The sequence below is a fragment of the Alkalihalobacterium chitinilyticum genome (assembly GCF_029028005.1).
GTDB classification, from domain to species: Bacteria; Bacillota; Bacilli; order Bacillales; family Bacillaceae_F; genus Alkalihalobacterium; species Alkalihalobacterium chitinilyticum.
In genome coordinates this window covers 51372-71405 of the sequence record NZ_JAOTPO010000006.1, presented here as the reverse complement: position 1 = coordinate 71405, position 20034 = coordinate 51372, and the positions used below count along the sequence as shown (strand labels likewise).

At 36.2% G+C, this 20034-nt stretch carries 24 protein-coding genes; 3 read left to right on the top strand and 21 right to left on the bottom strand.

All coding sequences use genetic code 11. The features are described from left to right. Positions 1–4: 4 nt before the first annotated feature. The 16 genes from N7Z68_RS10360 to N7Z68_RS10285 form a co-directional block, all read right to left on the bottom strand. Entirely contained in the window at positions 5–745 is a 741-nt protein-coding gene (locus N7Z68_RS10360; protein ID WP_275118410.1) for a glycosyltransferase family 32 protein, read from the bottom strand. 11 nt (positions 746–756) lie between these two features. Next, positions 757–1872: an aminotransferase class I/II-fold pyridoxal phosphate-dependent enzyme gene (locus N7Z68_RS10355; RefSeq protein ID WP_275118585.1), complete on the bottom strand. Its 1116-nt coding sequence runs from the start codon at positions 1870–1872 to the stop codon at positions 757–759. 49 nt (positions 1873–1921) lie between these two features. Then, positions 1922–2557: an acetyltransferase gene (locus N7Z68_RS10350; protein WP_275118409.1), complete on the bottom strand. Its 636-nt coding sequence runs from the start codon at positions 2555–2557 to the stop codon at positions 1922–1924. A gap of 13 nt (positions 2558–2570) precedes the next feature. Next, positions 2571–3167, bottom strand: coding sequence for a sugar transferase (locus N7Z68_RS10345; RefSeq protein WP_275118408.1), 597 nt, complete (start codon positions 3165–3167; stop codon positions 2571–2573). Further along, entirely contained in the window at positions 3167–3340 is a 174-nt protein-coding gene (locus N7Z68_RS10340) for a YwzD family small protein (protein ID WP_275118407.1), read from the bottom strand. The genes N7Z68_RS10345 and N7Z68_RS10340 overlap by 1 nt, the downstream gene beginning before the upstream one ends. 25 nt (positions 3341–3365) lie before the next feature. Next, positions 3366–4433 carry an EpsG family protein gene (locus tag N7Z68_RS10335; protein ID WP_275118406.1) on the bottom strand — a complete coding sequence of 356 codons (1068 nt, stop codon included), beginning with the start codon at positions 4431–4433 and terminating at the stop codon, positions 3366–3368. Positions 4434–4476: 43 nt separating this feature from the next. Then, positions 4477–5379: a glycosyltransferase family A protein gene (locus N7Z68_RS10330; RefSeq protein ID WP_275118405.1), complete on the bottom strand. Its 903-nt coding sequence runs from the start codon at positions 5377–5379 to the stop codon at positions 4477–4479. Positions 5380–5395: 16 nt separating this feature from the next. Further along, the gene (locus N7Z68_RS10325; RefSeq protein ID WP_275118404.1) at positions 5396–6526 is read right to left on the bottom strand and encodes a glycosyltransferase family 1 protein; all 1131 of its coding nucleotides are present in this window, start codon (positions 6524–6526) and stop codon (positions 5396–5398) included. 2 nt (positions 6527–6528) lie between these two features. After that, positions 6529–7596 carry a glycosyltransferase gene (locus tag N7Z68_RS10320; RefSeq protein WP_275118403.1) on the bottom strand — a complete coding sequence of 356 codons (1068 nt, stop codon included), beginning with the start codon at positions 7594–7596 and terminating at the stop codon, positions 6529–6531. After that, positions 7559–8725: a glycosyltransferase family 4 protein gene (locus N7Z68_RS10315; RefSeq protein ID WP_275118402.1), complete on the bottom strand. Its 1167-nt coding sequence runs from the start codon at positions 8723–8725 to the stop codon at positions 7559–7561. Before N7Z68_RS10315 ends, N7Z68_RS10320 begins: the two co-directional genes overlap by 38 nt. Before the next feature lie 26 nt (positions 8726–8751). Further along, complete coding sequence (gene galU, locus N7Z68_RS10310; RefSeq protein ID WP_275118401.1) at positions 8752–9630, bottom strand: UTP--glucose-1-phosphate uridylyltransferase GalU; 879 nt, start codon at positions 9628–9630, stop codon at positions 8752–8754. An 18-nt stretch (positions 9631–9648) separates the two neighbouring features. Beyond that, positions 9649–11475, bottom strand: a complete 1827-nt coding sequence (locus N7Z68_RS10305) for a polysaccharide biosynthesis protein (protein ID WP_275118399.1) — start codon at positions 11473–11475, stop codon at positions 9649–9651. Positions 11476–11500: 25 nt separating this feature from the next. Beyond that, entirely contained in the window at positions 11501–11644 is a 144-nt protein-coding gene (locus N7Z68_RS10300; RefSeq protein ID WP_275118397.1) for a hypothetical protein, read from the bottom strand. A 261-nt stretch (positions 11645–11905) separates the two neighbouring features. Next, entirely contained in the window at positions 11906–12568 is a 663-nt protein-coding gene (locus N7Z68_RS10295) for a CpsD/CapB family tyrosine-protein kinase (RefSeq protein WP_275118396.1), read from the bottom strand. Continuing rightward, a complete protein-coding gene (locus N7Z68_RS10290; RefSeq protein ID WP_275118395.1) occupies positions 12561–13253 on the bottom strand; it encodes a YveK family protein in 693 nt (230 codons plus the stop codon). Before N7Z68_RS10290 ends, N7Z68_RS10295 begins: the two co-directional genes overlap by 8 nt. A gap of 227 nt (positions 13254–13480) precedes the next feature. Further along, a complete protein-coding gene (locus tag N7Z68_RS10285; protein WP_275118394.1) occupies positions 13481–13825 on the bottom strand; it encodes a helix-turn-helix domain-containing protein in 345 nt (114 codons plus the stop codon). Positions 13826–14126: 301 nt separating this feature from the next. Between N7Z68_RS10285 and sinI the strand changes: the two genes are divergently transcribed. The 3 genes from sinI to N7Z68_RS10270 all read left to right on the top strand — a co-directional run bounded on the left by sinI (position 14127) and on the right by N7Z68_RS10270 (position 15278). Continuing rightward, complete coding sequence (gene sinI / locus N7Z68_RS10280; RefSeq protein WP_275118393.1) at positions 14127–14261, top strand: DNA-binding anti-repressor SinI; 135 nt, start codon at positions 14127–14129, stop codon at positions 14259–14261. Between the two features lie 477 nt (positions 14262–14738). Continuing rightward, entirely contained in the window at positions 14739–14861 is a 123-nt protein-coding gene (locus N7Z68_RS10275; protein WP_275118392.1) for an anti-repressor SinI family protein, read from the top strand. A gap of 81 nt (positions 14862–14942) precedes the next feature. Beyond that, positions 14943–15278, top strand: a complete 336-nt coding sequence (locus tag N7Z68_RS10270) for a helix-turn-helix domain-containing protein (RefSeq protein WP_275118391.1) — start codon at positions 14943–14945, stop codon at positions 15276–15278. Between the two features lie 35 nt (positions 15279–15313). On the opposite strand, the gene N7Z68_RS10265 is transcribed toward N7Z68_RS10270, so the two are convergent. From N7Z68_RS10265 to N7Z68_RS10245, 5 genes are all read right to left on the bottom strand, one after another. Further along, positions 15314–15556, bottom strand: coding sequence for a helix-turn-helix domain-containing protein (locus tag N7Z68_RS10265; RefSeq protein ID WP_275118390.1), 243 nt, complete (start codon positions 15554–15556; stop codon positions 15314–15316). Positions 15557–15596: 40 nt separating this feature from the next. Continuing rightward, positions 15597–15905, bottom strand: a complete 309-nt coding sequence (locus N7Z68_RS10260) for a hypothetical protein (protein ID WP_275118389.1) — start codon at positions 15903–15905, stop codon at positions 15597–15599. 310 nt (positions 15906–16215) lie between these two features. After that, on the bottom strand, positions 16216–17649 hold the full coding sequence (locus tag N7Z68_RS10255) for an aldehyde dehydrogenase family protein (RefSeq protein WP_275118388.1): 1434 nt from the start codon (positions 17647–17649) through the stop codon (positions 16216–16218). Positions 17650–17758: 109 nt separating this feature from the next. Then, positions 17759–18796, bottom strand: coding sequence for a homoserine dehydrogenase (locus N7Z68_RS10250; RefSeq protein ID WP_275118387.1), 1038 nt, complete (start codon positions 18794–18796; stop codon positions 17759–17761). A 24-nt stretch (positions 18797–18820) separates the two neighbouring features. Next, entirely contained in the window at positions 18821–20026 is a 1206-nt protein-coding gene (locus N7Z68_RS10245; RefSeq protein ID WP_275118386.1) for a cystathionine gamma-synthase family protein, read from the bottom strand. Between the last annotated feature and the right edge of the window lie 8 nt (positions 20027–20034).

The window sequence follows — 20034 nt, the reverse complement described above, 5'->3', positions numbered from 1 at the left end:
ATACCTAATTTTTTGATACTAATTTCCGTATTCTTGCTATGTTATTACCACCTATAATCTTTGAGGCAAGAAATTTTAAATTTCCTTTCATTCTTGCTTTAGGAGGCAGCCAACTTTTGTAAAAATGGTGCATTGCATAAGTGTCTTTCGTAATAAACTTTCTACAATTAATATAGTCATAAGGAGAAAAGTACGTTTGTGGAAAGAATGTACCGAGCTCATCAAGCTCTTGAAACTTTCCATTTAGCTTTAGACCTTTATTCTGTAGAAGCTCCGAGATGATAGCAACATTTGTTAATTGATCGAGCATTCCGTTTTCTTTCACAAAATTCTTATCTTCATAGGAGTCAAGAAACATTTTAATAAGTGGGTTTCCTTTTTTAGAACCAATCGTACTAGTCCCTATAAAACTTTCTTGTTCAAACCCCCAGAAAGACTCAAGGTGCAGAAGATCATCAAATGACTTGAACACTTCTACGTCTGTATCCAGATATATGCCACCGATATGATAAAGCACATGAACCCTGACATAATCACTGACGAAGGCAAATTTTTTGTTTTGATAAGCTTCGTTAGCATATGCATTACTAGAAAAATCAAAGTTCTTTTCATTCCATTCTTTGATCTCGTAATCTGACAAATGCTTATTCCACGATGCTATACACTTTTTAACAATGTCAGGTTTCTCATTATTACCAAACCAGCAGTAGTGGATAATTTTAGGGATGTTTCTGTTAGTTGACATGGATTCACCTACTAAACCTTTAACTTAACTGCGCTTTTAATAACATTGATAACTCTTAATTGCTCCTCTATCATTAAGTTGGAACCTGATGGTAAACAAAGGCCTTTAAAGAATAGCTCTTCTGAAATATCTCGTTCTTCATCATGTGGATAATAGGTTACTCCTGCAAACAATGGCTGCAAATGAAGGGGCTTCCAGACAGGACGTGCTTCAATATTTGCTTCTGCGAGTGACTGAATTACCTCATTTGCTGAAAATCCAGCTTCCATTTCTTCTATTGTTAATGCAGTTAACCACCGATTCGAGTGGGTTTCTTTTAATTCAGACATAAAAAAGAGCCCTGGAATTGAACCTAATTCCTGAGCATATCGTTCATAAATCAATCGTCTTGCCTTTACTCTATCTTCAAGTACCTCTAATTGAGCTCTTCCTATACCTGCTAAAATATTACTCATACGATAATTGTAGCCTCTGCTACTGTGCTGATAATGTTGAGCCGAGTCTCTTGCTTGAGTCGCAAGGAACCGAGCTTTTTGTGCCTTCTCATGATCATTTGTTACGAGCATCCCCCCACCAGAAGTCGTAATGATTTTGTTACCATTAAAAGAGAAAATTCCAAATTCACCAAAGGTTCCACTTGGTTTTCCTTTATACGTTGAACCTAACGATTCAGCTGCATCCTCAATCATCGGAACGCCAAACTCATTACATAAGGCCACAATCTCATTCATTTTTGCACTTTGACCATATAAGTTGACAACGATGATCGCTTTCGGAAGCTTTCCTTCGATTGCTGCATCTTGTAAAGCTCTTTTTAATGCATCAGGCGACATATTCCATGTCTCTGGCTCAGAGTCAATAAAAACGGGCTCAGCACCTTGATAAAGGATCGGGTTCGCACTTGCAACAAAGGTTAAGCTCGAACAAAATACCTTATCACCTGTTTCGACCCCTAATAAAATAAGAGCCAAATGAATAGCTGCTGTACCAGAACTTAAGGCAACCGCTTCATTGACTCCTACATAGTTGGCTATTTCTTTTTCAAACGCATCAACATTTGGTCCAAGTGGGGCAATCCAATTCGTATCGAATGCTTCCCTTATATACTTTGCCTCATTCCCACTCATATGTGGTGATGATAAAAAAATTCTTTTATTTGTCTCTAATTGCTTCAAATTATACCCCCTCTTTCATTTGTACTTTTGCAGGAACACCAACCGCTGTACTGTATGCCGGAATATCGTGAATGACAGTGGCCCCTGCACCGATTACTGACCATTCGCCAATTCTTTTGTTCGGTATAATAGAAGCCCCTGCTCCAATATGGACTCCTTCTTCAACTTGAACAGTACCGGTAAGAGCGGCTTTGGGTGAAATATGAACGAAATCTCCTATAAAATTGTCGTGCTCGATCACAGAATTCGTATTTAAAATACAGTGACTTCCAATCACTGCACTTGAATTAACTACTGTGTTTGCCATAATCACAGTTCCATGACCTATTTGAACATCTCGACTTATAACCGCTGTTGGATGTATAAACGTAGCATAATACTCTTCAGGTAGATTTAAGTATTCAACGATTTGTTTTCTCGTTTTATTATTTCCAATCGCAATAATAAACTTTAAATCATTAAAGTATTCAACCATTTTATGGACTAATGAAAGAGGACCGGTATAAATATTATCAGTAATTTCAAAGTCTTTGTATATGTCGTCCAAATAACCAATGACCTCATAATGATCATATTTTTCAATAATGTCTCTTACCACTTTACTATGACCGCCTCGTCCAACAATGACGATATTCATAAGACCCCCGCTTTCATCGTGTAATTTGTCCTTTAAATCGTTCAGTGGTAACACTGCCTTGTTGATTAATTCCTTCTGATTTAAATACTTTATAAACGGTTAAGAATAGAATTTTGATATCTAGCCAAAAAGATTGGTTTTCAACATACCAAACGTCCAACTCAAATTTTTCTTCCCAGGTTATTGCATTACGCCCATTCACCTGTGCCCATCCGGTTATTCCAGGTCTTACATTATGACGAGCTAATTGTTGATCAGAATACAGCGGAACATATTCCATTAATAACGGTCTCGGGCCTACTAAACTTATGTCTCCTTTAAGTACATTAATAAGTTGCGGCAATTCATCTAGACTGCATTTACGAAGGAACTTTCCAAAAGACGTTAATCTCACATGGTCTGGCATGAGGTTTCCTTCATGGTCTTTTTCATCTGTCATCGTTCTATACTTATAGAGATAAAAGGGTTTGCTATATAACCCTGGACGTTGTTGCTTAAACAAGATTGGAATGCCTAATTTCTTTTTTACTAAAATGGCTACAATAAAAATAAGTGGGGATAAAAGAAGAAGTAATATCAATGAAACTAGCACATCAAATATCCTCTTCATCACTTATCACCTTTAGAAGTAGCATTCGTTGAGGTTGTTACCTCTATAATTTGTTGTTTAATTTCTTCGACTAATGTTTTAGCATCCATTTGCGATTCCGTTTGTCCAATATCATAGACTTTCTTTAAGATTGTCTCGAACTTCTCTTGCGTTAATTTTTCTGATATACCCATTTTCCTCAACCTATCCTTTACATTTTTATAGATTGATATAGTTACTTCTGTAGATGATGTTTAACGATAATACATGTTCAAAGTAAAAATAAATAAAATAACAAACAATAATACCGAAATAAACAAGCTTACGGTCTTTCTCTCTAAATAGTAAGACTATCCAAGATATTAAGACCAATTGGTACAATCCAAAGTAAATTGTAAAACGGGCAAAGATCCAATTTTGGGTTGAAATGACCATGAATATAAACCCTAGGAGTGACATATTAATGATGACATCACTATGAGGAAAAATGTTTTTTAACTTTTCTCTTCCAATATATGCAATAAGTAGAGGTACTCCAGCAACTGCTACCCTGAGTTTGTTTGCCCCTACACCTTCAAAGCTTTTATAGTCCCCATACTGAGTGTCTTCAATTGCCGTAAATAAAAGATCCATAAACTGATTAAAACCTAAAACGATGAGAATGGAGCTTGCAAGCAAAATAAAAGTTACTTTAGACCAGGCCGGTCTTCTCACAATAAAATAAATAGGAATTAATATAAGTGCTGACTGATGAAAAGTAGATGCTAATAAAACGACCAGCACATACCTTTTAAATTTACCTTCTAATAAATATTTAGTAGCAATAAAAACAATAGCTGCAGCCAAGTACTGTCTTACCCCGTTCATTGACACTAAGAAATATCCTAATGTAATATAAACATATAAGCTTAATTCAAAAAATCTTGAATATTTGTATAAGGTAATAACAATTAATGTATTTGTTAATAAAGCTGTTACTAATAATAATAATTGCGGATCACTGGATAGTTGCTGTAATAATAATTGTAAAATATTAAACCCAGGATCTTTCCCATCAAATACTTTATCCCATGTCATTGGATGTTCCCGATATGAATGCATGTAATAGTAGGTATCCCCAATATTGTTCCGAAGACCTGAAACTAACACTAGTGTAGAAATCGCTAATAACACAAATAACTTGTGTGGCTTGACTAAAGCAGGATTTAATGAAGTAGGTGTTGATAAATATCTGGATAACAGTGAAAACAAGTAAACTATAGAAAGATTGAGATAAAGGACTGTCATCTATAAAAATCCTTTCCATAGAGCAGACATTAATTACATAAATTTATCCATTCTTTAATACGGTAGCTTTTTTGGTATTTTGAATATATAAGTATAGTAAAATACCAAACGGAGTAGCCAAAAGTGTTGTTAATTTACATGGCGAATCTATTAAGAAATTATAATTTTTAACCATTAAATTACTTGAAACATAATGAATGGACTCTCTTACTCTATCTTTGTAGGTTGGCGCGTATTGCATCGCTACTTTTCGAAAAAAAGAAAAACCTCGAGGGTTTTTCTTGTATTGCTTGATCATATTCATACTTGAGCCATCTTGGCGATACTCGACGTGACATAATACTTCATTCATAACAAGTAATGGAAACTCTTGATCAATCAGAATATACTTATAACTTAATGGACAATACTTTTCTCCAGGAAATAATGGATAAGGCGGTGATTTTCTTGTAAGCTCAGAACGGTAAACAAGCTTTTTATCGCCTCTTACTTTGTATTTACCATACAAATCAGAAAGTTTCGCTTTCTCAAGATGTTCTGGTATTTTTGTTCCAATAATCTCACCATCTAGTGTTGCATCGAGTCCTACAATACCCGCATAATCCTTACTTCCATACTGTTTCCAAAATGACAATATCTTTTCGACTGCATCATCAGCCATGTAATCATCGGAATCAATACATACATTTAGTTCAGTTTCAATTAACTCATAAGCTGTATTATGTGCCCCATGCATTCCCTGGTTTTCTTGATAGTGATAGTAGATAGGAATAATTCCTTCTAAAATCCAACTTTCCACAAGTTCCCTCGTATTATCTGTTGAGCCGTCGTCTATAATTAACCAAACAAACTCTTTACTAGTTTGTCTCTTCAAGCTCTCGTAACACAAATGAAGACAATACGCTCGGTTAAATGAAGGTGTAAAAATCGTTAATGTTACATTCATTATTAAACCTCCGTGTTTATGCTTGCTTTTCTTTAAAGGCATATCCCATATAATAGCCCGCCAACCAATCTGCCATTGTTGCTGTGTCATACCCTTTTCTTCGTAGCATATCTGATGTATCTGTATGTTCAAAAGTAGAAGATAATATTTTTTCAGCCCATTCATCTGGTGATCGGTTCAATGGAATAAAATCTACTATACCAGTCACATTAGTTTCATCAGTGATCGAGCTAGAGACAACACATTTTAAGCCAGCTGCCTGCGCCTCAACAAGTACTACTGGTAGTCCTTCAAAAAGGGACGGAAATAGGAATAAATCAATTCCTTGCATAAGATTTGCTATATCTTCCCTTACTCCTAGAAACCGAACATGGGGATTTAAATTTAAATCATTAACCTTCTTTTCAATTTGCGACCTTAAATGTCCCTCTCCAACTAAAACAAGGATGGAGTTTGGTTGCTTCTCATGGACTGCTTTAAAAATATTAATTAAATAGTCATGGTTTTTTTGTTTATTAAACCTACCAATATGACCAATAACGAGTTTGTTATCTGCTTTTAGTTCTTGTCTAATCTTTTCTCTAGTTATTTCGTTGAATTTAAACTCTTCTATATTAACCGCATTGTTCAACACTTTTACTTGCTGTGAGTTATTTGCTTTTTTTCCAAATAACCACTCACCCGCCTGTTTCGAACATGCAAAATATTGATTAGCATTATCTTTCATAGCCAGCCTTGCGTAAACCCTAAAAGGAAGTTTTAAATCAATCCCTAAGTCACTTAAGTGGCTATGTGCAATTCGACAAGGAACTCCTGTTTTCTTGGCGGCGCGAAGCACAAAACTACTATTTTCGTTAATATGGGAATGAACAACTTGGTATTCAGGGTGTGAAGCAAAAAATTGATTCAGCTCTTTGAAATATAAGTTATAATTCCCTGGACGAATTTTAGGCATCTGATAGATCCTTCCACCTAACGCCAATATTTCATCATCATAATGCCCTTTTTCCGTACGATGGACCATAAAATCAAACTGTATCTTAGAACGGTCGATCTTTCGGTAATAGTTCATTAACATCGTTTCAAGTCCGCCACGATTCATGATCGTTACGACTTGGAGTATACGTATCGGTTTCAGTGCAAACACTCCTATCTAATTACTTTTCGCAGAACTTCAATACTTGAAAGCATTAAGTAAAAACCGAGAGCAAATCTTAGCTTGGCACAAAGATAAAATGTTCTCCATACTATGGGAAACTGTCCGAGCTCTATCTCATGAAGCGAGCAGTTTATCCGATAGTTTTTCAAGATGAGGTTCAGCTTGTTTATTTTACCAATGGGTGATAGCTTATTAGCTTTACTCAGTTCATTTAGACCGAGACCTAACGTATTTAACCCTACTCGATTATTTAGAGCTTTATAAAACTCGGCATCCATATTTTTTTCTTTTAAAAATTCTTCTATTATCTGATATAACTGCAACCATTTCTTTAACAGATTTGGCTTATAACCAGTGGTAACCGAAGTTTCATTGGCTCTCCAATAATGATAAAAGGGTTTGTTTAGAAAAGTGAATGTATTGGCATAGTACAAAGCCTGAATATTAAATAAGGAATCTTCGTTTGTTCCAATCACACTTAGATCTGTGAATGTAATGTTGTTATTTTTAATAATTTCAGCTCGATAAAGCTTTGACCATACTGTACCCCAAGCATCTAACAACTCTGGGTTCGCCACTTCTTCGTTTAAAGGGCCAACTAACCTTCTCATTACATTTTGTTGGACCTCATGACCTTTATAAGACACTTTCGCTGGTAGGTTAAATTGTTTTTCCCTTGAGTGACTTCCAAATTCACGAATATACGAGCACATTACGATGTCAGCACTTTCAATTACCGCTGTTTCATACAATACTTCATACATTTCTTTGTCTATCCAGTCATCAGGGTCTACAAAGCCGATGTAGTCTCCCCTTGCAGCTTCTAGTCCAGCATTCCTTGCTGAAGATACGCCTCCATTTTCTTGATCGATCACTTTAATTCGTTGATCTTTTGAAGCATATTCATTAAGAATGTCTAAACTTCTATCAGTCGATCCATCATTGACCGCAATCATTTCAATATCAGATAATGTTTGAACTTGTAAACTTGCCATACATCTTTCTAAATAACTTTCGACATTATATACCGGCATGATGATACTTACTTTTGGTTTCATTCGTTTCCTCCAGCATGTAACGGTTGTAAATAGCACTCAGTTCGAGATTAATTTGTTGTAAGGAATAGATTTCGACCATCTCCCTGCTCGCTGCTCCCATTTGTTTTCGCAGTTTTGCATTCTGATAAACTCTTAACAAGCTCCTGGCAAACTTTCCGTAGTCATTCGGTGATACAAGATAACCATTGACGTGATCTTGGACTAATTCTACGTGTCCCCGGTTTTTACTCGCTACAATTGGCAAACCGCATGCCATTGCTTCCAAAATATTTACAGGCAATCCCTCTCTGTAACTTGAACCAACTGCGATATCGCAGATTGGTAGGAGAGTATCAATGTCTTTTCTAAATCCAAGAAATTGAACCATATGCTCTATCCCTAATTTTTTTACTAATTGTCTACAGTGTTCTTGGAGGGCGCCTTCCCCCGCCAATAAAAGCTTAGCATTTGGCATATAGTCTTGAATTAAAACAAGCGAGCGGATCAGTAATTGCTGATTTTTGTTTTTGTTGAATTCAGCCGCATAAAAAATTAAAAAGTCATCTGGATGGTATCCAAACAACTTTTTGCGTTCAATCTTTTCAGTTTCTAGTATTGGTTTATAACGGTTCGTATCAACACCTACACCATGGACACGCTCGATAAGACCAGCTTTAAACTTCCGACTATTGGCCAATTCATAATCTTCTTGGTTAATGGTAATCAAACAATCGGTATAGTTAGCTAGCTGCTTTTCAATCGGATAATAGATGAACCAATTAAGAGTGGGAGCTCCTTGACAAAAATGAAAACCATGTGCAGTGTAAAGAACCTCTGTCCCCTGTTTTCGTGCTTTCCTTGCAGCTAGTCGAGCCAGTACCCCGCCTATAGGTGTGTGACAATGGATGATTTCATAATGGTGTTCGTTAATGATTGCTTTTAAATGATTGAAGGCTTTCACATTTTGTAACTTAAAAGGCGAACGTTGAATAGGAATATTATATTTCTGGTCAGTAAATGGCAGTTCAACCTCACCATTCGCTGCAACATGAACTTCCCAGCCTTGTTCTTTAAACCACTTCATATAAGGTAAGTGAAAGGCTTTAAAATGGTAATCCACAGTGGCGCAAAATAAAATTTTATTAGGCATTTTAATCACCAGTTTAATTAATTTAATTATTTAATTAATTCCTTTTCCATTACTTTTGACAAGTATTCTAATAAGTCATGTCTTAAGTCTTCACGTTGTAAGGCAAACTCAATCGTCGTTTGAATAAAGCCCATTTTTTCACCAACATCATAACGAATTCCTTCAAAGTCATATGCGTATACCGCTTCCTGTTTATTCAGGCCACTAATCGCATCTGTTAATTGAATTTCCCCACCAGCTCCCGGCTGTTGGTTATTGAGTATTTCAAAGATTTTTGGGCTTAAAATGTAACGCCCTAAAATAGCTAGGTTAGATGGAGCTTCTTCTCGTTTTGGTTTTTCTACTAGATTGCTAACATTATAGAAACGCTCACCAATTGGACTCGCGTCAACAATTCCATACCTCGATACTTCTTCATCTGTAACATGTTGTACACCTATGATGGAAGCATTATAACGCTCATATTGTTCCATCATCTGTTGTAAACAAGGCTTATCCGCACTTACAATGTCATCCCCTAAGAGAACTGCAAACGGTTCATTTCCGATAAATTTTCGTGCACACCAAATCGCGTGCCCCAATCCTTTTGGCTCTTTTTGGCGGATATAATGAATGTCTACAAGCTTTGATGATTTTTGTACTTCATCTAATAATTCGAATTTACCTTTTTCAAGTAAGTTCTGTTCTAATTCAAAAGAATGATCAAAATGATCTTCAATCGATCGCTTACCTTTTCCAGTAACGATAATAATATCCTCGATCCCAGATTCGATCGCTTCTTCAATAATATATTGAATCGTTGGCTTATCGACGATCGGTAACATCTCTTTTGGCATCGCCTTTGTTGCTGGAAGAAACCTAGTTCCTAACCCAGCAGCTGGGATAATCGCCTTTCTCACTTTCATTGTATCTACTCCTTTTACTTAACTTGATATTGTCATTAATGGTTCTTGAGTTACTTTTGTATTAGCTAACTGAAGTAAAGTCTCTCTAATGCTTGCTTTATCTAAACAGCTATAGTTATTTATGATTTCTTCAATCTCCTTGATATAGAGCGCTGCTGTTTTTCCAATATAGATTTTTGGATACACTTGACGTTCTTCTATTTCTTCTTCTTTTAACAATTCCTCAAAGAGCTTTTCTCCTGGTCGCATTCCTTTGAATTCAATATCAATTTCATCAAGAGAATAACCTGATAGTTTAATAAGGTTTTTGGCCAAGTCTACGATCTTAACGGGTTCTCCCATATCGAGGACGAAAATTTCTCCACCTTTTGCTAAAGCACCTGCTTGAATGACTAACCTTGATGCTTCAGGGATGGTCATAAAATAGCGAACCATTTCAGGGTGTGTTACCGTAACCGGCCCACCTTTTTCGATTTGCTTTTTAAATAGTGGAATAACACTTCCTCTACTGCCTAATACATTTCCAAATCGTACAGCAACAAACTTGGTCTTCGATCGCTTGTCCATATCCTGTATGATCATTTCAGCTAGCCGCTTTGTTGCACCCATTACACTTGTTGGATTAACGGCCTTATCTGTAGAGATCATGACAAAGGTATCAACACCACACACACTGGCTGCATTGGCAACATTTTTTGTTCCGATTACATTATTTTTTATAGCTTCCTCCGGGTTTCTTTCCATTAACGGAACATGTTTATGAGCAGCTGCGTGATATACAACATCTGGATGATATGTACTCATAATGTTGATCATCTTTTCAGCATCTTGTATGTCTGCGATCTCCGTAATAAACTCAATATTAGTATTCCTAAATGTCTCTTTTAACTCCATTTCAATGGAGTAAATACTATTTTCACCATGTCCTAAAAGAACTAACTGCTTTGGATTAAAGCCTGATACTTGGCGACAAACTTCTGAACCAATCGAACCGCCGGCACCTGTTACTAAAACCACTTTATCCGTCACATAATCTGAAATTTTATCAATATCGAGTTGTACTTGTTCTCTTCCTAATAGATCACCTACTTGCACATCTCGAAATTGATTGACTGAAACTTTGCCAGTTACTAGATCCTCTAACATCGGTAATATTTGTGTTTTGGCTTTTGTTTGGACACAAGCTTCAAATATTGAATTTAGTTCTTTTTTACTTAGTGAAGGAATAGCGATGATGATGTGATCAATATGATACTCTTCAACAACAGACTCAATATCACTTGATCCACCTACAACAGATACGCCTAAGATCTCCAAGTGTTGTTTATGGATATCATCATCTATAAAGGCTACAGGAAGTAATTCACCATCATTACTTCTAAGTAGTTGCCTTGCTACCATCGTTCCAGCTGCCCCAGCTCCGATAATGAGTGTTCTTTTCTTATTGTCAATTTTATTCATATGTGTATCTCGGTACATTCTCCATAAAAAACGGGAACTGCCTATCAATAAAATATGAAGCATCCAGGTAATTACTAAAACTCGATCGTAAGTATCTTGAAAGATAAATTGTTGAACTAGAAATGCAGTGACTATTGAAAAGGTCACAACTTTAAAGATGATGACTAATTCCCCAATACTCGCGTACTCCCAAACTTTTTTATAAAGTTTAAAGAAAATTGAAAAGAAATGATGGCTTAGTAAAATAACTAGGGAAGTTACAACAATTGGTAACGTTAAAACATTTAAATCGGCACTTACGAGAAAGCGACTAAAGAAAATCGCTGATAATACAATACATGAGTCAATTAAAATAAATAAAGACAACCTTTGATGGTAGGTCATAAAGCCCCTCCTTTCTCTACAGTTTCTATTCCAGCTTTAACGATCGTCTTTCAATCGCATAATCAACTAACCTTTTAATCTCGTTGAGCTCTTCCTTGGATGCATCTTGTTTTATATATCTAATAGCTTTTTTTATTGATTTAGGAAGGTGATCAATATCTTTTATCATCGAAAAACACTCCTTTGGGTTTCTTATTAAAAGTTTTTAAATATACGTTTTAGAGTAAACCATATACTTAAAAAGCTTTAATAAAAGCTTGGGCATCTAACCCACCCTCACACCATACTATTGACGACGGGCGTCTAAGGTTTATTCAACCCACAGCATGATCGAGTATCTCCATTGATAATGGTAAGGAGATATCACCTATAATTCACTTTAGCGTACAGTTAATTCTCAATAAAGAACGACCGGGTAAAAAAAATAATGTTATGACTTTTCATTTATAATGGCTCCTACAAGCTCAGCTTTTGCTATTTTCAAGACTTTCTTTGCTTCAATCGCCTTCTCGATATTACTTTTTCCATGCCTAACAACTAAGATCACATTCTTACACTGATTAGCTAAAATTTTTGTATCAGAATATTCTAGTACTGCTGGCGAGTCAATTAAAATGAAATCGAACATTTGTGATGCTAAATCAAGTAAATTCGAGAATGAATTTGATCCTAATAATTCTGCAGGATTTTCAGGAATAGGTCCACTCGATAAGACCTCCAACTTTCCAATATTGGTTTCCTTAATTGCTTCTTCAAACTTCTTCCGGTTGGTAAGTACTGACGATAAACCAATAGAGTTGTTCAGCTTAAAAATTGAATGTATTCGAGGACTCCTTAGATTAGCATCAATTATTAGGACTTTATCTTTTTGTTGAGCCAATGAAACTGCAAGATTTGCAACAGTTGTTGATTTTCCTTCTTCTGTAGATGGTGATGTCATTAAGATAGCTTTACAATTTTGCTCTTCAGAAGTAAATTGTATATTCGTTCGTATTGCTCGAAATTCTTCAGTAATTATAGATTCTGGATTAGTGTAAGTAATTAGGTTTCTTTTTTTATTTTTTTTTAATGGACTTCTAAGTCTATTAAGCATTAACATCTTCACCTCGCGATTCTATTTCTAGATGCTTATGTTTGTGTTTATTAATATTTTTTCTGTTCATCTTAGAAACACTTCCTAAAACTGGTATACCTACTAATTCTTCTATATCACGATCTGAACGCACTTTGTCATCTAAGGAATTAAGCAAGAAGATAAATCCAGTTCCAAATACAAGTCCCATTACAATAGAAACATAGAAAGTCTTGTTTGATTGACTATTTATGGGGTATGGGTTAATTTTTGCCTCAGATAGATAACTAACATCGTTAAAGTTTACAATATTTCCGATTTCATTTTTAAAAATAGTAGCTGTTGTATTTGCAATATCTGCTGCCAACACGGGATCCGTATCGACCACTGTAATCCTAACTACTTGTGAATTATCAATACTATCAACTGTTATTTGTCCCGCTAAACGTTCTGGCGATTTTTTTAAATCTAATTCTTCAATAACCTTTTCCATTATAATCGTATCTCTCATAATAACTCTCAATGTATTCATATAGTCTGCATTTGCACCAACAATAATTCGACTAGATGTTTGATATAGTAAGGTCGTATGAGTTGAATTTTGGAAATACCCTGCAATTCCAGCAATAAATGTAATGATAATAACAATCCAGAAACGCTTCTTTAAGATAATATATAGTTCTCTTAAGTTAATTTCTTTTGCCATGTCATATTCCACCAGTACATAAACTTTTAATACTAGAACCAAAGTCGTTTCTTTTAAAGAACAACAAAATCAATTTTAGCATCTCCATTCTAATTTACCACCTATATATGGTGTATTTTTAGTTAAAAAGAACTAGTTGTTCAGTTTGGAAAACCTATTATAATGCCATTCTAGTTCTTTATAAAGAACGTGTCAATAGAAAAAACAATTTTATTCATAAAATTCTTCTAATTACTTTTTGATGCGTTTTTAATCTGATCTAACTTTTTTATCATTTCTAATAATTCTTCTAAACTTATATTATTCCGTCTCATTTCTTCTGAAATATTAATTAATTGATTATGTTCTGGATTTCCTGTATTGGATAATCTCTTTTGTCCATTAAAAAAATATGAAATATCAATATTAAAAAAGGTTGAAAGACTTTCTAATACCTCAATAGCAGGCTTACGGTTTCCACGTTCTATTTTTGATAAGTTACTATAATTAAATTCAATTGCATCCCCTAACTCTTTTAAAGTCATTCCATGTTCTAGTCTTAAACTTTTAATCCTCTCTCCAATATGCTTCACACTCATCTCACCCCAATATATGAAATAACAATGTTCTCAAAAAAGAACAATTTATATAGAAAACATAACACGAATTGTCAAAATGAACAATACAAAGTTTAAAGTATTTTTAGTAATAAATACTCTTTAGTTCTTTTTATAGAACTAAATATAATAAGTAAGATTAAATCATGACTTTTTATTTATTTCCATATTTTTTAACGAACAACATTTTTTAAATTTTTTTATTGATTTCTTTTAGTTTCGTTCTATATAATGAACGAAACTAATATTTATTGTTAATGGAAGGGAGTTTTTCTTGATGGATCCAATACTGTCTTCAAAAGATTGTAAATTAGATTTCGAATGGGTATTACTTATGAAAGAGGCAAAAGAAAATGGAATGGAGCCAAGTGAAGTTAAAATCTTTCTTGATCAAATTAAACAAGAGAAATAAAAGTGGCACGTCTTTAACTATTTTTTGAAAGGTAAGAAGATGATCGTAAATTCAAAGTGGATAAGTACTATTACTCTCTCCATAATCAAGTAGGTATAAAAAACTATAATCACTACCTTTTTACCTATACAAAATTTAGGATATTTTTTGTTTTATTGTCAAAATAGGTCAAAATATAGATTATATTATAGTTAGATTTTTATATAAATTCTAACTAAAGTATTTAAAAACACTTATAGGTTAAGTGTTTGCTTCTATTCAGGTGATATAAATTGGAAGAATCATGAAGAAACGTTTATAAATATGACTTCAGTAACTAAAATTTTTCAGGATTTTTATATATGATAGTACTGAGTTAAATAAATCATAGTTACATTTTCATAAATACTAATTACAGTTGAAATAAATAATTTTCTAGAGACTATGTTATACGGATAATATACATAATTATAAATTTAGGGACTGGGGGGTTAATAAATGGACACTAAGACCTGTGAGGTTTTAGACAAAGAATGGACAGTTTTAATGGAAGAGGCTAAAAAATTAGGTTTAACTATCGAGGAGATTAGAGAATTCTTTACGAAAATCACAAAAACATGATCTCTCAGTTCTATTTACAGTACAAGCCTTATCCTGTTATAATTTTACTTAGTAAACAGGTTGAGAGAGGAAACGATACAGATGATCGGAGAAACTGTTAAGAAACTACGATTAGAAAAAGGCTTGTCTTTATCAGAATTAGCGGAATCGGCTGGAGTAGCAAAATCTTACTTAAGTTCCATTGAAAGAAACATCCAATCTAATCCCTCTATACAATTCCTAGAAAAGATTTCTTCGGTATTAGGCGTTAGTGTCGAAACGCTTTTAAACGAAAACAAAGAAAAGAAACCGAATACAGAATATGACTTAGACTCTGCTTGGGTAGAACTAGTTAAAGAAGCAATGGATTCTGGTGTAACTAAAGAACAATTCCGCGAATACTTAGAATTCAATAAATGGCGTAAAAATAACAATTAAGTAACAAATTATAGAAAGGAAGAACACCCATCTCATTACATTGAGGTGGGGTGTTTTTCGCCTTCTCCTTCAGAGTCCGTATTTATTACTTCTATTAAATATAACAGCTCTACTCCAAGAGCTTGAGACATTTTCTCCAATACAGAAATACTTGGGTTCGTTTGTAAGCCACGTTCGATATAACTTAGATAAGACTTTGAGACACCTGATAACTCGGACAGACGGTCTAAAGACATACCTTTCTTTTGTCGCAGCTGTCTAATATTCCCCCCATTCATATATGTACCCCACCCTTTTTTTTGTCATCCTTAAAAGTTACTAATACACTTTAAAATTCATTTCATAATAAAAATGGTCACTTTGGTCTTGTTGTACTGAAGTTAAAATCATTCCATACACTTCCATTTGGGTACCGAACATCTTTAACCTTAATCTATAAACAACATTCTCTGACACTGGAAATCTTAAAGAACTCAGAAATTTAAGTGATGTTGTTGTAAATTCAACTACATTTACATTCGTTGGCTTTGAGTCGACTACTTTACCATTTACAATATGAATTATTAACTCGGCCAGTATCGGACTTTCAATTTCAATCGTTTGAATCGTCATAGCCTCCTTTCCCATTTTAAAAACACCACTGTTCTTTATAAAGAATATATTATTACTTATGTTCGTTATAGTAAACATATCAACACACCCTTTTTATGCAATAAAGAACAAAAAAACTTAACTTTTCTTCAAATTTCTCTTTATATCTAACTTATTTAAATTATGCTTGTATTAAGAACAGAAAATAACATTGTACTAAAATTAAATTAAACTTTAGTACTAATGCGAAAGTTTGATATCTTCTTTATGACATTTAGTGGAATAAAAAAGTGATAGGACACCTTATTACGGCCCTACCACTCTAAAATATTTTGGTTTAAAAGCTTTAAAGATTGAAGCATACGACTTTTGGTTCGGTCATTTCTTGAATTGCGTATTTCACACCTTCTCTTCCTAATCCTGATCCTTTGACGCCGCCGAATGGCATGCTGTCAATACGGAAGTCACTGCTGTCGTTCACCATGACACCGCCGACATCGAGACTTTGGATCGCTTCAAAAGCGGCCTGAATGTGATTGGTAAAAATCCCTGCCTGTAAGCCATAGTTTACATCATTTGATCGTTCAATCGCTTCTTGTAAGCTATCAACTGCGAAGAGCAAGACGACGGGTCCGAAGATTTCTTCTTTAGCGATCGTTGCATTTGGCGGAACGTTTGTTAAAACGGTCGGCTCGAGATAAGCTCCTTCTCGGTTACCGCCGCATGCTAAAGTAGCACCTTGTTTGACCGCTTCCTTTATAAGACTCTCAACACGGACCGCCTCTCGTTCATTAATAAGTGGTCCCATGTCGGTACTATCAAACAGCTTACTGCCTTTTCGATATGCTTTTGTTTGTTCAATAAATTGCGCTGTGAATTCTTCATACACGTCTTTTTCTACATAAATGCGTTGAACGCCTAAGCAGTTTTGACCAGCTGCCCAGAATGCTCCAGAAACCGTAGAGTCAACTGCCTGATTGAGATTGGCGTCATTCAACACGATGACGGGAGAGTTCGATCCGAGTTCCATGCTTAGTTTTTTCAAGCCCGCTTTTTTCGCTATTTCTGTTCCGGTTTCTAAACCGCCTGTAAAAGAAATCATTCTAACATCAGGATGAGTAACGAGAGTATCTCCAACTTCAGCACCTCTACCCGTAATGACGGATAAAATTCCATCTGGGAGCCCCGCCTGTGAAAATGCTTCCGCCAGCTTTAATGCACTAAGCGGTGTCACCGTTGCTGGTTTTACAATAATCGCATTACCTGAGGCCACCGCTGGACCAATTTTATGAGCGACTAAATTCAGTGGATCATTGAACGGTGTGATCGCGCCGATAATTCCAATCGGGAACAAAGAGTAATATCCTAACCGATTTTCATTTCCGTTGCTTTGATCAAAAGGGATCGTTTTTCCTTCTAGTCGCCGACCTTCTTCTGCACTGATGCGCAATGTTTGAATGCATCGTGCTACTTCTTTTCTCGCTTCGCGGATCGTTTTGCTGCCTTCTAAGGCAATCGTGACCGCAAAATCTTCTTGTTGTTCTTCTATGAAATCCGCCGCTCGCTGGATAATTTCGATTCGCTTAAAAACAGGCAACTTTGCTGAGACGACAGCTCCTTTTTTAGCTGCTTGAACCGCTTCAAGCATATCTTCCTTTGTCGCTGCCGGCACTGTAGCAATTGCTTCATTATTTTCTGGATTGGTTACTGTAATCGTCTGGTCTCGGGTCACCCACTTTCCGGCGAGAAACATTTTCCTTTGTGCCACTCGAACTTTCATTGGCTTTCCCACCTTTCATTTTTTATAAAACCTCACATCTCTTTTCCATCTGTCTATCAAGCTTTGTCGTTCAAGTTAACTCAAAACATCCATTTTGAGCTGTGAACATCTATAAATGGTTCCTATAGATATTCAATAAATCGATTAACAAGGAGTATCCTGTTTCCGTTCGTCCTGCCCCAGGGCCTGAAAGGGTGATCGTTCCAGCTAAATCACACTCAAAAGTTACTGCATTTAGGACCCCCTGTATGGAAGCGAGTGGATGGGTTTCATCGAGCATTTCCGGTTTTACCGATGCTTTGATCTGGCCGTTTTCGTTGCTGACACGAGCAATTAATTTCCACCGCTTTCCTTTCGATTTCGCTTTTTTAATATCATAAGGGGTCAGATGGGTGATGCCCTCACACTGGACATCATCGACTTTTAGCAAAGAATTCATGACGGTATTAGCGAGAATAACGATCTTATACCGCGCATCATAGCCTTCTACATCACTCGTTGGGTCGGCTTCGGCATAACCCAGTTGTTGTGTTTCTTCGAGGGCTTCCTCATAGGAAAGCCCTTCTTCCATTCTGAGTAACATGTAGTTCGTCGTTCCATTTAGAATGCCTGTAATCTCTTTGATGTCGTTGCCTGCTAATGCTGTGAGCGGCATTCTAAGGGCGGGCGTACCGCTCATGACCGTTCCTTCAAAGCCCCAGCGCACACCGTGTTGTTGCGCTAATTGTGACAGCTCCTTATAAGCTAGAGCGACAGGACCTTTATTACTCATGACGACATGCTTTCCTGCTCTAAACGCCGCTTTGCAATGGTCGATTGCCGGTTGGCCGGTTTTAACATCAGTGAACGTCACTTCGACAATCGTATCTGCGTTCGTTTGCTCAATCGTGTCAAAGCTGTCTAAATCGCGAACTAACCGCTCGCTATCGGGGTAGTCATCAAGAGTCCCTGTTCGTTTCACAATGTGTAATGCTTTTTCTATATCAAGGCCGTCTGGATCATAAATAGAGCCTTTCATGACATCTGAAATAGCAACAATTTTTCCTTCCCAACCGGTTTCTGCTTTCAAGGCAGCTTTTTTTTCTGCTAAAATTTCCGCCAATCCTTGACCAACTGTGCCAAATCCTAATAAAGCTAGTTTCTGCATAGTCTAAGCCTCCTTCAGAAATGGCTAGCGAACTGCCTCTTTCACATGCGTAAAGGCTTCTTTAAAATCGTTGATGATATCTTCCGCATTTTCAATCCCGCATGAGACACGAATGAGTCCTTCAGGAATTCCCATCGCTTTACGTTCTTCTGGGGTACACTCCACATGACTAGTCGTTCTTGCAGGGCCTACTGTCGTCTCAACAGCTCCTAGATTCGCTGCACGATGAGCAAATGTTAAGTTTGGTAAAAGTTCTTTTACGGTATCGATGCCGCCTTTGACAGAGAAGCTCATCATGCCCCCGAAGCCAACCATTTGTTTTTTCGCAATATCATGGTTTGGATGCTCCTCAAGTCCTGGGTAAAATACAGATTCGACCATCTCTTCTGATTTTAAATAGTTTGCTAGCTTTAATGCATTTTCTTCTTGACGTCGAACGCGAAGCTCGAGCGTTTTCATTCCACGTAAGATGAGGTATGCCGCCCACGGATCCATCGTTGCCCCGTTGATTTCTCGGTAATGATATATTTTTTCGATATACTCTTCGTTATTACTGCACGCCACTCCGCCTAAGGCGTCTGCGTGGCCGCCGAGAAATTTGGTTGCACTATGAAGGACGATATCCGCTCCAAGCTTTAACGGCTGCTGGTTTAACGGTGTCGCAAATGTATTGTCAACGATGACGATCGCTCCAGCTTTTTGACCGGCTGCGGCCATGCGCTTAATATCGGTAATTTTTACCGTTGGATTGGTTGGGGTTTCGAGATATAAAATCTTGCAGCCTTTGGCGACTTCTTTTTCTACGTCTTCATGATTACCTGTTTCACAGAATGTAATTTCTACATCCATTTGAGGCAGGAATTCCGTAAAAATTTTATTCGTTCCGCCGTACGTATCTTTAATTGTTACGACACGATCGCCTGGTCGCAAAAAGGTATAAAGCGTATTACTTATTGCTGCCATCCCCGTTGAGAAACTCGTCGCTGCTGCCGCTTCTTCAAGTTCTTTTAATTTATCTTCAAACGCTTGAACGGTTGGATTCGTGTTTCGGCCATAAATATGTCCCTTTTTACGTCCAACTGCGACTTCATACCACTCTTCCATATCATCATAGTTGTAAGCAACACTCGGTATGACAGGTACTTGAGTTGCTCCATGCACAAGGTAGTCCTTCTCCCCTGCCCAGACGGCTTTTGTCCCCATATTTGCTTTTTTCATTTTGTTTTCCATACGATCTA